This window comes from Natronoflexus pectinivorans (assembly GCF_004345615.1).
Taxonomy (GTDB): domain Bacteria; phylum Bacteroidota; class Bacteroidia; order Bacteroidales; family Marinilabiliaceae; genus Natronoflexus; species Natronoflexus pectinivorans.
Window position 1 is genome coordinate 138,622 of record NZ_SLWK01000001.1, and the last position, 15,337, is coordinate 153,958.

Sequence of the window (15,337 nt, forward strand, 5' to 3'; positions counted from 1 at the left end):
CACGGCGGATTCGTAAAGGCCTGGTAATTAGGGAAATAAAAAAGATTAACGAACTGCTATATATCTTGTAATCCATTTAAGTAAAGCCATGAGAGGAGTCCCAGGTATCGAGTCAAACCTGATGAGTCTCCCTCGCTCACCCCTAACCCCGTTGGGCTGAAGTATCGGAAGTCATTAAAAATTTAAATCATAACCATATGAAACGAGCCATGAGAACCAATTCTCACACAGGGGTATGACTACTATGGCGAGTTCCATGTGGCAACTTAAAAACAAATTATAGACACATGAAAACCCATTTTGCAATTATCTTATTAGCAGCAACATTTACATTCATCAGTTGCTCCAAAGACGAAGAAAAAGAGACTACGTCTGATGAAAAAATCTCTTTAACTACTGTTAAAAGCAGCAACAGCGATTTTTTTAATATTAAAAACAACTCTTCAGGAGCCACAAGCGACCCATTTGAAATACTTGAAGTTAGTTTTGAGGACGGTTTAATAAAAATCACTGTTGGTTACTCCGGGGGATGCGAAACTCATCATTTCACCCTAACCTGGGACGAAATGATGCGCAGCAGTAACCCCCCAATTATGCACCTGATACTTACCCACGACGCCAACAACGACTTCTGCGATGCATATATAACGGAAACTCTATACTTTCCCTTGGAAAACATTCTGGACTCCATAATGATCACCAATGTTTCGATCAACGCGTATAGTGGATACAATCCTTCCGATTCAGTAATTTGGACAGGAGACGGGTATGATTTTGATTTTGAAGAGAGCTACAACTGCAACTTTGTTGTAACGGCACAATCTGTAATTTGCGGAAACGGACTATACGACAATTTGTGGTTTGCAGTTGATGACAGCGTTTATGCAGGTTACGGAAACTATCATTTTCACAAATACCTACAACCTGTTGCCATTGATGATGCAATTTCTGAATTCATTCCTGTTGAAGGAAAACAATACATTATTGGAGTAATAGTAAAGGAGGAGCATAAATATCTATATGAACCGGTTTGCCTGGCCTATGTAGGCCCTTCTGTTCCGGTGAAGATTTTATGTATTGAAGAGTATTGAATTAATCGAAATGTCACACTTATGCTTGCCTTTCCTGAAAAACACGGTTAAACATCCTCCTATATAAGAATATCAGAAAGCTTTTTGGGAACAAAAAGTTTTCTGATACTTCATCAAGCACTGTTAAATTAACAATAGGGTCTGCTGAAAAAGTCTGCAGACCAATATTATATTTCTTTTGTCCTCAAGCCGGACGGGCTCTTACTTTTTTTACTCATTTTGTGTTTTCCTTTTAAGGTATTGCGTGATCCGCTTCGCTCCGCACCAGCAAAAAAAAGTAAGCAAAAAATGCCGCCGCTGCTGAAAAATTGCCTAAATATCAATCTGCCAGGCTAAAATCTGCGAACTCGCTACGCTCAAACAACGCATATTTTTACGCCTGTCACATTGATATTCTTAACGGCATTTTTCAAAGGCGGAAGATTCCATTATTTCAAGCTTTTTCAATGCACGTAAATTCTATAGTTATATTAAAAAAACTTGCACTTTAATGACTGGAAATAAGGCTATATTGCACATTATTAATCATGTAGGAATTTTTCACAACCCCTATCTTAAATCTAACATTCGAGTCTATAACATGTTCTATAAATTAAATTTAAACAGTCACTCGGTATCATCTGCGAAATTTAAGACAATCTTCTAACCAGCTTCAATTCAGGTATTTCATAAACAGATTTTTTAAATCGTTGTTACTAATTCCAAATTGAACTTTTGGATTTACAACTTCACCGTTTTTATCGACCAAAACATAATGTGGAATACCCGTAATATCAAATCTGTTTCTAAATACCTCCCATTCTTCGTTGGATACTCGGTAATGGTCTCCTTTGATTTCAGCAATCATATTTTTCCAGGCATTCTTAGGAGAAGAAGGATTGGTTATATATACAAACACAATATCCTCGTCCGAAAGTTCTTCTTTTAAGGGTATTATCCTCGTCATACCACTACGACATGGGCCACACCAGGTAGCCCAAAAATCAACATAAACCACTTTGCCTTTGTATTTTGAGATAATTGCATCAAAAACATTCTCTAGATCGGTATCCGGAACCTCTTGAATATTATGGACTGAAGTCAACTTGTTCAATTCAATTTTATCAATGACCGACTGATTTGATACTGCAAGATACTCTTTAATAAAAGGGTCAGAAATATTAGCCTGTATCCGCTCAACATCGGAATCAGTCAAAGGCGTCATCTGTGATACAATTCTTCGTAAGATATCTTGTGAATACATAATATCCGTAACAAGCCCAAGCTCTATACCAAAAAAGGAGTTTAAATGTGTCAGTCTCCTAGAATATTGATGGTAAGTAATTGCCATATCCGTTAGATGAGCATACCCGGAATAAAAATTATTGACCTGTTCCCAGGTATCATTCATTTCATTATACTTATCGCTGTTTTGGAATTCTTCAACTTGCGCCACCAGAATCTTTTCTTCCGGAGAAACAGGAATACCCTGTTCTAATAAATAACTACAAAAGTCCGGAAGATTAAAAATACCAGAATATTCATTTTGAGCTAAAAAACCCTCTATATACTCCTCGTTTTTGTTCACAAAATTCTGAACATCCTCTACAGAATAAGGCAACATGTCAGCCAGAAATGATTCATCTTCTAACTTTTTCATAAGATCAATCATGCTCAACTCTTCCTCAGTAAATTCAAATCCGGATTCCAGAAGCAACTGCATAATTCTTGCCTGCGAATAACAATCAGCACCCTCATTTTGAGTTAAAATTCTGTTATGCTTTATTCTGTTAACAAATGAATTATAACCATCACTTAATAACGCTAAAGGGTTATGTATTATCTCATCGGTCATAAAATCATAAAAATCAATTTCGGCCACGGGAATCTTCACAGGCAATTCTCTTTGTGTACGCGGGATGTTATGCTTCTGCCTGTATGCATTTTCAAAAGTCCAATGATATTCAAGTGCGATGGAAAGAAATTGATATATAAAATCCAATTCTCTAACTTGAATTGCTTTGGCACTCAGATTATTGACTCTTGCATATTCTTCAAAAAATTGTTGAGTTACTTTCTTAACACTGTCACAATAGGCCTTGAAATCCATGTGACTCATACCCAAAATTTTACTCTCCACCTCTCTATAATTGAAATTCTGATGAACATTGAAACCAGATAATTCCCTAATAAGCCTTGCATTTTCACCCATGTATAGAACACTTTCATACCTGCTACTCAAATCAAACATGACCAAAACATCCTTCCCGGGTTCAAGAAATAAACTGGCACTATAGAACTCTGACCGTACATATACTTCATGGGGATAATAGAGGGGGATCATGATTTCAAAAGTTCCATCAGGTAAAACAGATGAAGTATATGATTCCTGATCACCAGTTAAAATATTATTCACATAAATTGTAAACACGAAAGATCCAACCCTGGGGGTATAATCCTTCAAAAGACCAGTAAATTTTACACTATCCAAATTAAATATTGGTAGCTCAAATAATGCATCATCTTTCTCTAGTTCTGCAGCTGCCAATTTCTCAATTCTAACATACTCTTGCAAGGCAGATCTCGAAAAACCTGCCAAGATATTGTCATCTTCATTTATATGCGCAAAAATTGTCTTTATATCTCCCTCGGAATCCACATTAAACTGAAAAAAACCATCGCTTAACTCAACATCATTAAGTATCCATATTTTTTGTTGATATATTATCTGACCATTATAAACTCCTAATTCCCAATTACCTGATGCAGGCCTAAACCAGTTACCTCCGAACATCTGCATCCACTCCGGCTGACTCTGTGGGTTTAATTCAATATCAAAAATAGTCCATGCCCTATCAAGGTCTTCAGCCGTGAAATCAATTCTCTCTACTCCACTGCCAATAGGTGGAAAATAAGCTTTAAAGCTTACCTCTCCTGACTCAGGCATCGTAAATCGTTCATTAAATGGAATGCCATCGGATGCCTTCACAAATAGTTTCTCATCACTTTCGACATCGCTTATGTAATATTTTTCATTCAGATTTATCCACCACCCTGGAGTATAGATTGCATGAAAATGCAAAATGGTTGTTGTATCCAGAATCTCAATACCAGTCAATTGTAATATCTGAGAATTCGAAAATCCGTGTTTGGGGTTTTTGATAATTGTATGAGAAGTGAGGCTTAAACCTGCTACTACAATCAAAATAGTTTGAAGAAAGCATTTAATCATAATAAATTGGATTAGAGTTAATAAATTAAAAAGCACAAATAGAATTTGTATTACACCAAATTCTATTTACAAATGTAAATAATTATAAAAATAACTCCAATAATTTTTCTTGTTCACTAAATCCGGCATCTAACCTACATGATTAAATAAAAACTAACAAATGCTATGCAAATCAGACCAGATTTCCTCCTCACGGAAATCAATTATGATGCACAATGCAAACAAGAATAATTCAGATGAACTCACCTATTTCCATTACATACAAAAATAATATTGTAATGCAGTAAAACCTATCAACGATTTTTCGGCCAAAGCAAACCGGATTCTATTTGCGAATCCGGTTCAGCCAAATCACAACCCCGGAAAACGGAAGAGCGGTGGCAATAAGAGCCGACAGAAAATAGAGTATTTTGGTGAACATTCCGAATATTTCACCGGTATGCAGTGCTTTTATAGACTGTGCAAGTTGTTCGTTGAGTCGTTTGTCAGAAAACCTATCTATGTCTGTTATCTCTCCAGTGATCATATCCATTGATATTCGGTCGCTACCCGAGGAAGCAAAAAATCCGGTTCGTCCTTTCGTTACTGTAACAATGGAACTTTCTTCGCGCGGTGGAGCAATGCGGTAAGTTCCCTTGTAAGGAAATTCTGAGTCAGTAACAGATAAAACATGGCTGTATGTGTAAAATTGAGGCTTATCAACAAGCTCATTTTCTATCTCTTCAATGGCCTCTGAACCTCTGTCGCGACTGTTTTGTGCCTGAAGCGCACCCCTGCGAGGCGCTTCAACTCCCAACACATTATAAATGCCTTGTCTGTACCACTGGAATGACCAGTGAGGACCTGTAAGCGACATGATAAGAATGAAAATGGCTGCATAAAAACCAAGAGAACGATGTATGACATAATTATTCCGCTTCCATTTACCGGAAAACTTTGCCTGCAAACCTTTATACCAATATTTGGCATTACGGGGCACCCAAACCACCAGACCACTGATAATTAAAAAAGTACAAATAATGGTAGCCCATCCCACAATGGGTTTTCCTATATTCCGGTCGAGCAAAAGCCAGCGGTGTAAATGCAAAACAGTACGAAAAAAAGCCTGACCTTTGAGATTTTCCTGGAGAGAAACTTCCAGAGTATATGGGTTCACAAGGTAAACACTCCCTCTCCCACGCTCGCCTTCACGGCGCACCCATGCAGTCCACACCTCATTTTCAGATGCCGGTACGGAAAGTGAAAAAACGTCCCCTTCTGAATAGAATCTTACTTCTTCAAAAATCTCTTCTAAAGGTCGCAACTCAGCGTTCTTCGCGACTTCAAATTTAAAAACATCGCGGTTCAACAATCCGATGATTTCACTTTGAAAAACATAAATGGTGCCTGTGGCACATACAATAGTTAAAACTAAAGCACTGGCAACGCCCAGCCATAAATGGATTTGCCGGAATATATTTCTGATGTTTTTCCAAATACTGTTTTTTGCTCTCATTTTTGATTTTTATAAAATTAATCAGCCAGGTGATTCATTTTCAAGGTTGAAATGTTTAACCACAATGGGCACAAAGGTATCCACAGAGCACTCGAAGGAAGCTTTATCAATAATTACCTTTCTGAACTCCGAGATTTGATTATTTACTTCATCCACCAAACGCCTTTGGAGGTAATATCAGTAATTCCCATCTTTTCCACTTCACGCCCATTGCTTTGCACTTCACTTTCGGGATACATCAGGCGCAATGGTCTTGCCTGAGCAGAAGGAGCAGACAAGGAATTTGGAATAGCCGGCATGTTAAGGCGCCGGAAATCGCTCCACGCTTCAAAACTGCTGATGCTGTTTAACGCCAACCATTTTTGAAGTATAATCTGCTCCAGACTGCTATTAAAAACCACTTCCGGCTGTTGCAGGTAAGCTTCGATTAAATCTGAATCAATAACTTCCATATAATGCATGGAAGCCGTTACAGCCTGCCTGTAAAGCGTTGCAGCATCACCTGCAATCCAACCGCGATAAGCGGCTTCTGCCTGAAGAAAAAGACTTTCAAAATCACCCATTAATACAGATGCCTGAGTCGCACTTTTAAACAATGCTGCGGGTTGTCCATTGTTTTCAACCGGCCCCATAAACGCTGAAACATTCTCACGTCGATGCTCCTGTCCGGGACTTGCATCGCCAAACAAAACCCCAACGGGAACATCTGCATTATCGGGAATGGTATATAACAACGACAAACGTGGGTCATTTAACGCCGCGTAGGCATCAATCGCGAACTGTGTTGGTGCCAAATCTACAAGGTTGTTGGTGCTGACTCCCTGAACGCTCCTATAATAATTGCTCCAGAACGGGTTCATTTTGCCGGTGATGTTTTGATAACCCGGTTGAACAACAGCCATCTCTCCTACGTGCAAGAATCCACTTCCCTCACTTTCAATAATGGCCAACTGCTGGTTGATATATGATTGATTTCCTGCTTCGCTCTGGCGGATTAGCCCCCGAAGCTTAATGGTATTTCCAAATTTAGCCCATAGTTGTGCATTGCCGCTGAAAACAACATCATCGTTACCAGGCGCCGCGTAAGCTGGCGCCGACTTAATGCTTTGGATTCCCTCAGTAATGAGATTGATGGCCTTGCGGTAAACATCTTCTCCGGGTTCGTAGACAGGCTCTGCGTAACGGGTACCCTGCAACGCCTCATCAAAAGGGACATCTCCATAAACATCAACCAGGCGCATAAAATGCCACCCCTTCATTATTTGTGCTATTCCGGCATAAAACAGCTCATTCTTATTCAACGCCTCATCTTCAATTAAATGGTAGTAAAGAAGCGCCTGATAGTTGTTTTCCCATACATGGATGCCATCCCTCACAGCGGCAATGGCCGTTCCGTTGTAGGTACGCTCTTTTACAAATCGGTTAACCGCTTCGGCAGTATTTCCCCAATATCCGCCCCAAAAAGCACCCAACTGATTTAACTGCCCGGTTTCCTGAATGGAGGTATATACCAGTGCCGCAGGAAGCTTGGCCGACAATTCCAAATTCTCCGATACGGGAGAATTTGGATTATCATTCACGTCAAGAAAATCGTCGCAGGAAGCCAAAAGCAACAGTCCTGCAAATAACAAAGCAAAATTGATTCTATATTTATACATCTTCCAAATCTTTAAAATGCAACATTAACATTAAATCCAAACGTGCGGAATGGCGGAACTTGTCGCCAACTGTAGTATCCGGCGGTGTTGTTATATAAATATTCAGGGTCGCCCATGTCATTGTCCTTGTGGGTAATCAGGAACACGTTGGTAGCAATCAGCCCCACGGTGGCCTCGCGAACAACATTTTGTCCTGACAGGATTGAAGCCGGAACCTGGTAACTCAGGCTAATTTCTCTCAGTTTCAGAAAATCTCCCGGCGCAGCGTAATTAATCTGATATGGAGCTACATGGTCGGTCCAGTAAGAAGCATCACCGCCATTTTGGATGTAAACCGAATTATTGGATTCAAAAACTCCGGGAGACGTTTCAATCACCGAATTGGGATAGATAAATGGTTGACGGTCGAATTCGGCTGTCATTTTATGTGTACCGGCCGTAATCATGCGGTTGGCCACTTCGGAATACATCCATCCGCCCAGACGGCAGTCAAACAGCATGGCAAGGCTTAAATTTTTGTATGAAAAGGTTGTGTTTAACCCCATCATGTATGGAGGAACCATAGGCCCGAGGTGAGTCAGCTCCGATGCCGGAGAAGGAAGTCCTGTTTCGACATCCACAATTACGCGCCCTTGCGGGTCGCGCGCGTAATCCAGCACATGCAGAGCCGGAAAACGCTCCCCAATGGTGGCATACGACTGGCGGAAAATGGTAAATCTCTCCAGTCCTTCGAACAGCTCTTTCACCTCGTTGTGGGTATAACTGAAATTAAAGTTCATATTCCAGGTAAAATCACCGGCTCTTACCACATCACCTCCCACAGTCAACTCAATAATGTTATTGGTAAGCCTTCCGGCATTTACCACTGCAGTACTGTACCCTGTTGCACGCGATGTGGTAGCAGGAAATATCTGACCTTCTGAATCGGAATAGATATAGGCAGCTTCAATATTGAGGCGATTGTTGAAAAGTGCCAATTGAGTTCCTATTTCCCATGAAGTGACAAACTCCGGTTCAATATCTGGATTTGGGTAGGTATTAGAAGGAGTGAATCCTACCAGGTTGTCAAACGGGAAGCCGTTTGACTGGCTGTAAGCATTATTTAATGCATAAGGAGAAAGATTTACATTTCCTGTTCTATTGTATGACAAAAATATCTTTCCAAAATTCAACCAGTCCAGATTTTGCAATCCCTCAATGGCTTCGTTAAATACAAAAGAGGTACTGATACCAGGATAAAAATAGGCTCTGTTCTCTTTGCTCAACACCGATACCCACTCATTTCTCCCGGTAAAATTAAGAAACAGATACTGATTGTAGTTCACCGAATATTCGCCATAAACGGCAGCCTGCCGATACTCGCTGATGGAAACACTTCCGTTAAGGTCGCCTACGCGGCTACCGGGGTTATAGAGACTGGGAAGCAATAGATTTGATGCGCCAATGCTGGTGCTTTTTGAATAATCGCTGCGAACATTGCTTCCGAGCAACAAACGATGATTAAAATCGCCGGTTTTCCTGGTGAAAGTAATCATCAGGTCGCTGTTGAGACGTCTTACATTGCTGTTCCCGTCTGAAACACTTCCGTTCACATTTCTTCTTCCGTCAGCTTCAAATTTGCCAACAGTGTTTCGGATTTCCTGAACAGAACTATATAATCCGGCACGGTATGTGGCATTAATCCATGGTGCAATTCGATAATCAAAAGTAATATGGCCGTTAAATAGTTGTTGAGTCAATTCATTTCTGCGATTATCAATCTGAAAATATGGGTTTTGGTGTCTGTCCGTAAAGAAATTATTTGGATTACCCGGAGAATTGGGATGTTCCCAGTCGCTCATCAAATCATGGGGAAAATTGGCAGGCATCTGATACATGGTTACCCATGGACCATCCGGTGTGGTATTGTTCTGGGTAAAAACATAATTGATACCAAATGAAGAGGTTAACCTGTTGAATCTACGTGAACTGTTCAGTCTGATTCCGGTTCTGCGGCTCTCATCATCAGGTATAATCCCTTTCACCGTTACATCACTTAACGAAAGGTAGTATGAAGAAAAATCATCGCCACCTGCAACTGACAAATCGTGTCTTATATTTATCCCGGTATCGAACATATCCTTTCGAACATCTCTATCCGGCGCTGCATATATCGCGGTGGGTTGAGTTCCATCAGCAAGCGGTAATCCAATGGGACGTTCAGAACCATCGAATGCCGGGCCCCAAGATTGAAACTGAGTGGGGTCATACACACCGTTCACACCCTGTCCAAACTGATTTTGAGCAGCAGGCAACTGATAGACCCGCGAAAATGTGGTTGCATTGTTATACAAAACGGTTGCTCCACCTTTGGTTCCCTGATGGGTGGTAATCATGATAACCCCATTCACCCCTTCCGAACCATAAAGCGCAGCAGCATTAGCTCCCTTAAGTACAGTGATTTCGGCAATATCTCCGGGATTAATTCTGTTGATTTCGGGAACCGGAACACCATCCACCACGTAAAGCGGTGCATTGTTTCCCCGTAAAGAGCGGGTTCCCCGCATAACCACCTGAAACTGGGGGTCAACTTTACTGTCGAACATATTGACGCGCAAACCGCTAACACGTCCGGACAAACCCGCTAAAGGGTTGTGCGATTGTCCCTGGTTCATCTCCTCATGAGACACCACTTGCGCACCTCCACCTATTTCACGGGAAGCACGCCTAATTCCCAGCGCTCCGGTTATCAACACCTCATCAATTTGTTGAGCCACTGGTTGCAAATCCACATTCAAATACCGGGTATCTTCGGTAATTTCTACCTCTTGAGGTTCATATCCCAAAAAAGAGAATACCAAAACCTGGTTAATTTGAGGATGCAAATGGTAACGTCCATCACCATCGGTGATGGCTGCTCTGTGGGTTCCCTTAATATGAACCGTTGCTCCAATAATTGGCTCACCGGTTTGGGTATCCGTTACCCTCCCCCTTACAGTGAATCTTTGCCCTGATACGTCAAACGATATCAGGAAAATAAAAAATAAAAAGAGTCCTATTTTGTGCATAATTGAATTATTAAAAATTTGATAACACAAAAGTAGGATGCTCCAAATTCTCATAAAATCCCTATCTGTAGGGGTTTTTCAGCAACATACTTCAAGCTTTTTTTGAACGAAAAAACAAAAAATTCTATCCCTAAAAAAGATGCCAATCAATCATTTAAATACACATCAGATAAAAATCATTTATGGCATATTGTTAAATTTTATACAAAATTTAATCACCAATAATAATGAGTAGGTTCTGATAGCATTAAATAAAAAATTGCCATAATTAAGGAATTTGATAAGATTCAAAAAATAACACCGTGCTTATGGCGTCCTAAAAAAATTACTTATCTTTTGTAATTGAACAACAGAAAAAATCAACCCGACAGGGAAACTTAATAGTTAGCAAAAGTTAACACCTACCTTGCGGCAAGCGTTAACTAAAACGGAAAAGTTAAAAATTTATCAAATGAAGTATTCTGCAAAAAACGGAGCCAAATGGTTAGCCATTTACGTTTTACTTGTAATGATCCCGTTTTTATGCGCAATTTCAGGTTCACTTCCTGAATATCGTGGACCTGTTATCGAATTTGGTGTTGCACTTGGATTCGTTGGTATGGGAATGCTGGCGGTTCAATTCCTCTTTTCGGGTCGGATAAGAGAGGTAGCACCCAAGTTCGGGATGGATAATATTCTTCAATACCATCGGGAAATGGGAATTCTTGCACTACTCTTCTTACTCATGCATCCTGCTATTCTCATCTTTGTGCAACCTGAGTTCGGAGAATACTTCAATCCACAAGTTAATCTTCCCAGAGCCATTGCTTTAAGTTCTGCAACCATTGGTTTAGTTATTTTGGCGTTTTCAAGTTTGTACAGAGCAATAATTGGATTAAGTTACGAACTATGGAGACTGATTCATGGCACTCTTTCAGCTTTAATCCTTATCGTTGGGATTGCACACAGCATTCAGGTAGGTCACTACCTGAATGCGACCTGGCAGAAAATGGCCATCATAACAACAATGGGATTGGCTATCTATTTTGTAATTCATACAAGAATTGTACGACCATGGGTCAACCGCAAAAGGCCTTATGTTATTCGCAATATTATTGCTGAAAGAGATGATTGCTGGACCATTGAACTAACTCCTCAAGGTCATCAGGGAATGAAATATAAGTGTGGCCAATTTGTATGGATAACCATTGGCAGCACCCCATTTAAAATGCAACAACATCCCTTTTCAATAGCATCGGCCTGCACAGGTTCTACTATAAAACTGACAGCGAAAAACTCCGGTGATTTTACATCAACATGGAAAAACCTTAAGCCGGAAACTACAGCTTATCTTGAAGGTCCATTTGGTTCTTTCACCCCTGAGCCGGAAAAACATATGTTCATGGTGATGGGCGGAATTGGAATAACCCCCGGAATTGGTATGTTAAGAACATTGGAACAACAGAACAGTTCAAAAGAAGTCATTTTGCTATATGCAAATCCCGACTGGGAAAACATCACTTTCAGAGAAGAGTTGGAGAGATTAAGAACTGTTGTTAACCTTCAACTCATACATGTGCTTCAAGAGCTTCCGCAAAACCCCCAATCCAATATAGAGAAAGGACTCATCGATTATGAGATAATAAAAAAACATGCACCGGCTAATTTAAATGACTTTGCATTTTACATATGCGGACCAAAACCGATGATGGATGCAGCAGAGCTTGCGGTTCGAGATTTGGGTGCTGATTGGCGTTATGTATATTCAGAACGATTCAATATTATATAGATGAAAGAACATAAAAAACTATTTTTCAAAACCATTCGTCGGGCCGGTAATATTGTTGCTCTGCTTCTGTTGGTAATTGCGATAATATTCGCAATTTTACGTTCCTGAAATAAAAACTCCACAATTCATGTCCTGGAATAGAACACAAAAAAGCGCACTGGCCATTGTTACCACCACATCCTTTCTGGGAACTTTCCTTATTTCGTCGGTCAACATAGCGCTCCCTGCCATAGAAGAGGTTTTTGAAATGAATGCACTGACTTTGAGTTGGATTATCACCGGCTTTTTGCTCTCATCTGCTATTCTGTTGCTGCCTCTTGGCCGGTGGGCTGACCTGACCGGGATAAAAAGAATCTACAAAACAGGTGCAACCATATTCGCCATATCCACGGTGTTGTGTGCGTTTGCCACATCCGGCGAAATGCTGATTTTATTAAGAGTACTAAAAGGAGTGGGAGGTGCCATGGTGATGACCACCGGCGCAGCTATTCTTGTGTCTGTTTTTCCCGCATCAGAAAGGGGGAAAGCTTTAGGTATTACAGTTGCTGCAGTTTACATGGGTCTTGCCATGGGGCCTTTTGCGGGAGGTTTTTTAACCCAACAACTGGGTTGGCGTTCAATTTTCCTGATTTCTGGAATATTGGGCCTGATTTCGGTAACCATAACCTGGCTTTATCTGGGGAAAGATGCACCAGTTAAAGAACCACGAAAAATAAACCTGAAAGGTTCATTTATTTACGCCATGTCACTTTCAACCCTGGTAATTGGTTCATCGGCCATTCCAACAATCAAAGGTTGGATGCTGTTAGGTGTTGGCTTAGTTCTTATGGCTCTGTTTATAATGATAGAAAAAAAAGTCGAATTCCCGGTTATTAACATCGAAATGTTTACTCGGAATCGCCTCTTCGCCTTTTCGAATCTGGCTGCACTTATCAACTACAGTGCCACATTTGCCATCGTATTCTTATTGAGCCTTTATCTGCAAAAGATTAAAGAACTTTCACCCCAGGAAGCGGGCAGCATATTGCTGGCGCAACCGCTGGTAATGGCGATATTGTCACCGCTTAGCGGACGCTTGTCTGACAAAATAGAACCACGTTATCTGGCCACTTCCGGAATGGGTTTGTGCACTCTGGGGCTGGCATTGTTCGCCTTCGTAGGCGAACAAACATCTGCTGGTTTAATTATTTTTTACCTGATAATTATGGGAACTGGTTTCGCGCTTTTCTCATCGCCAAACTTAAATACCATCATGAGCTCAGTAGAAAAACATCAATATGCCATTGCATCAGGTGTTTCAGCCACCATGCGTGTAGTGGGACAAATGGTGAGCATGACACTGGTCACGCTATTTTTTGCCATATACATCGGACAAGCAAGAATTTCAGAAGTCCCCAGCGAACAGTTTATAAATGGCATGTCGGCAGCATTTATGGCTTTTGCCATCATCTGTTTTATTGGAATGTGGTTTTCATTTTACAGAGGAAAAATGAGAAATTAACAAGACTAATTCCCCCTTCTTCTTATCAATCGGATGCCATATTCCTTTTCAATAAACTGGAAATAGTAGTATAGCCGGTAATTTAATTCCAGTCCATATTCATTTCTGTCGGGATGATATTCAATTCTGGTCTGATAGAAATCCCCATACCGCAGAGGATTGGAATGACGTATGTTCCATTCAGTAACATAACGCTTGTTCCAGCCTTCGTAATAAGATTGAGTATGAAATGCAGCAGAAGGCTGCGTGGCTAGAAAAGTTTCAAATCGGCTGTCGAGAATAATGAGTTCATACTCAATAGAGTCTTCCACAGCAACCTCTTTCTCAAGCTTAACAGTCTGGTCGGGAGCATCTATGTTCTTTTGGGTTCCGCAGGATGCCAAAAGAAATCCAATCACGAAAATACTGATTATCAGGTAACGCATAACGACCTCCTTTTTAAGTGCAAATTACAACATATTACACTGAATATCAATGCAAATATCATACCACATTAAAAATCCCATCCCATTCTAAAATCCAAATTGGTGGCTACATGACCGTGGGATTTTAAAGAAAACCCCATCCTCAAACCTGAATAAATGTTATAGGTTAAAACATAGCGCTGATAGAACTTATGAGAGGACAATTGCTCCGGCCTATAGGCATACCATGACATGCGCTGGCTGAAATCAAACTTTCCAAAAATAAAATGGTGCGATATAAATGGAGCCAACAAATGTTTGCCATAATCCCCTGATTCATCAACCATTGAAAAATCATGGTTATACTCCGCTCCAAAACCCAATCCGTTAAATGCCGAAAAGGCTCTTTTTACACCTCCTACCAGAGAGATTGAAGGTTTGCGATTGTTCTCATCGTCTACCTTTCGGGTAGTAAATCCGCTCTCCATCCAAACCAGATATTCATTTCCCGGATGCTGTCGCTCATAAACCGGAAGAGGTTCCCTGTTTAAATAATAATTCAACCCCACCCCCACCTGAGGATAGTTCATTCCCCTGTTGGGTTGTTTTCTTCCACCGTTGGAAATGTGGTTGTAATTAGCTGACAACCGGCCACTCCATTTCTCAGAAAAGCGATATTCTATGGCGGGTGCTACATACAAGAGAAAACTGAAACGTGAACTGAAAAAATTATTCAACGGATTATTTTCAGGGTGATGCACTTTGGTTAACCATGTGGCTCCAATACCGGAATTCAAAGTAAGAGACCATTGATTTTGTCTCCACAAAACGGGTTCAAATGTTCCTGCCAATGTATAAGCGTCTCCCAGAATATCGCGGTCACCAAAGCTCAACCACGAAAACTGGGCTCCTATGTAATAGAAACAGTTACATATTTCCCAATGATTCTGTCCCAACCCCATCCGTTGCCATGAAACGTGAAACCCGGTCGGACGGTTGTCCGAAACCGGCTTTAAATCGCTGGCATGAGATATGATGAAACCATGCTGAATTTCAGCTCTCAAACGCTGAATGTTCTGCGCAATTGAAAGCTGCGCATAAATCAACAATGGTATTATTATGATGTATGGTTTCATGTGTCTAAAAATTTGTTTTTCAATGG

Annotated in this window: 9 protein-coding genes; 3 read left to right on the plus strand and 6 right to left on the minus strand. The window is 40.6% G+C overall.

All coding sequences use genetic code 11. From position 1 onward, the window contains the following. Positions 1 to 287 precede the first annotated feature (287 nt). Complete coding sequence (locus EV194_RS00580) at positions 288 to 1,091, plus strand: hypothetical protein (protein WP_132431036.1); 804 nt, start codon at positions 288 to 290, stop codon at positions 1,089 to 1,091. Between the two features lie 652 nt (positions 1,092 to 1,743). Here the strand turns inward: EV194_RS00580 and EV194_RS00585 are convergent. The 4 genes from EV194_RS00585 to EV194_RS00600 form a co-directional block, all read right to left on the minus strand. Then, a complete protein-coding gene (locus EV194_RS00585) occupies positions 1,744 to 4,302 on the minus strand; it encodes a TlpA family protein disulfide reductase (RefSeq protein ID WP_132431038.1) in 2,559 nt (852 codons plus the stop codon). A 325-nt stretch (positions 4,303 to 4,627) separates the two neighbouring features. Further along, complete coding sequence (locus tag EV194_RS00590) at positions 4,628 to 5,797, minus strand: PepSY-associated TM helix domain-containing protein (protein ID WP_132431040.1); 1,170 nt, start codon at positions 5,795 to 5,797, stop codon at positions 4,628 to 4,630. 143 nt (positions 5,798 to 5,940) lie between these two features. Beyond that, positions 5,941 to 7,455 carry a SusD/RagB family nutrient-binding outer membrane lipoprotein gene (locus tag EV194_RS00595; RefSeq protein WP_132431042.1) on the minus strand — a complete coding sequence of 505 codons (1,515 nt, stop codon included), beginning with the start codon at positions 7,453 to 7,455 and terminating at the stop codon, positions 5,941 to 5,943. Positions 7,456 to 7,466: 11 nt separating this feature from the next. Further along, positions 7,467 to 10,502 (minus strand): SusC/RagA family TonB-linked outer membrane protein, encoded by a 3,036-nt coding sequence (locus EV194_RS00600; protein ID WP_132431044.1) that lies wholly within the window; start codon positions 10,500 to 10,502, stop codon positions 7,467 to 7,469. 451 nt (positions 10,503 to 10,953) lie between these two features. Here EV194_RS00600 and EV194_RS00605 point away from each other — a divergent pair, with 451 nt between their 5' ends. Continuing rightward, positions 10,954 to 12,270: a ferredoxin reductase family protein gene (locus tag EV194_RS00605; RefSeq protein ID WP_207915849.1), complete on the plus strand. Its 1,317-nt coding sequence runs from the start codon at positions 10,954 to 10,956 to the stop codon at positions 12,268 to 12,270. A gap of 127 nt (positions 12,271 to 12,397) precedes the next feature. Continuing rightward, positions 12,398 to 13,771: an MFS transporter gene (locus EV194_RS00610; protein WP_132431046.1), complete on the plus strand. Its 1,374-nt coding sequence runs from the start codon at positions 12,398 to 12,400 to the stop codon at positions 13,769 to 13,771. Positions 13,772 to 13,776: 5 nt separating this feature from the next. Here the strand turns inward: EV194_RS00610 and EV194_RS00615 are convergent, their stop codons facing one another. Both EV194_RS00615 and EV194_RS00620 read right to left on the minus strand, forming a co-directional pair. Further along, positions 13,777 to 14,196, minus strand: a complete 420-nt coding sequence (locus tag EV194_RS00615) for a DUF6146 family protein (protein ID WP_132431048.1) — start codon at positions 14,194 to 14,196, stop codon at positions 13,777 to 13,779. 68 nt (positions 14,197 to 14,264) lie between these two features. Beyond that, the gene (locus EV194_RS00620; RefSeq protein WP_132431050.1) at positions 14,265 to 15,311 is read right to left on the minus strand and encodes an acyloxyacyl hydrolase; all 1,047 of its coding nucleotides are present in this window, start codon (positions 15,309 to 15,311) and stop codon (positions 14,265 to 14,267) included. Positions 15,312 to 15,337 lie beyond the last annotated feature (26 nt).

Coding starts and splice junctions, on each gene's coding strand:
- EV194_RS00580 (WP_132431036.1), top strand. CDS start 288: ATGAAAACCCATTTTGCAATTATCTTATTAGCAGCAACATTTACATTC.
- EV194_RS00585 (WP_132431038.1), bottom strand. CDS start 4,302: ATGATTAAATGCTTTCTTCAAACTATTTTGATTGTAGTAGCAGGTTTA.
- EV194_RS00590 (WP_132431040.1), bottom strand. CDS start 5,797: ATGAGAGCAAAAAACAGTATTTGGAAAAACATCAGAAATATATTCCGG.
- EV194_RS00595 (WP_132431042.1), bottom strand. CDS start 7,455: ATGTATAAATATAGAATCAATTTTGCTTTGTTATTTGCAGGACTGTTG.
- EV194_RS00600 (WP_132431044.1), bottom strand. CDS start 10,502: ATGCACAAAATAGGACTCTTTTTATTTTTTATTTTCCTGATATCGTTT.
- EV194_RS00605 (WP_207915849.1), top strand. CDS start 10,954: ATGAAGTATTCTGCAAAAAACGGAGCCAAATGGTTAGCCATTTACGTT.
- EV194_RS00610 (WP_132431046.1), top strand. CDS start 12,398: ATGTCCTGGAATAGAACACAAAAAAGCGCACTGGCCATTGTTACCACC.
- EV194_RS00615 (WP_132431048.1), bottom strand. CDS start 14,196: ATGCGTTACCTGATAATCAGTATTTTCGTGATTGGATTTCTTTTGGCA.
- EV194_RS00620 (WP_132431050.1), bottom strand. CDS start 15,311: ATGAAACCATACATCATAATAATACCATTGTTGATTTATGCGCAGCTT.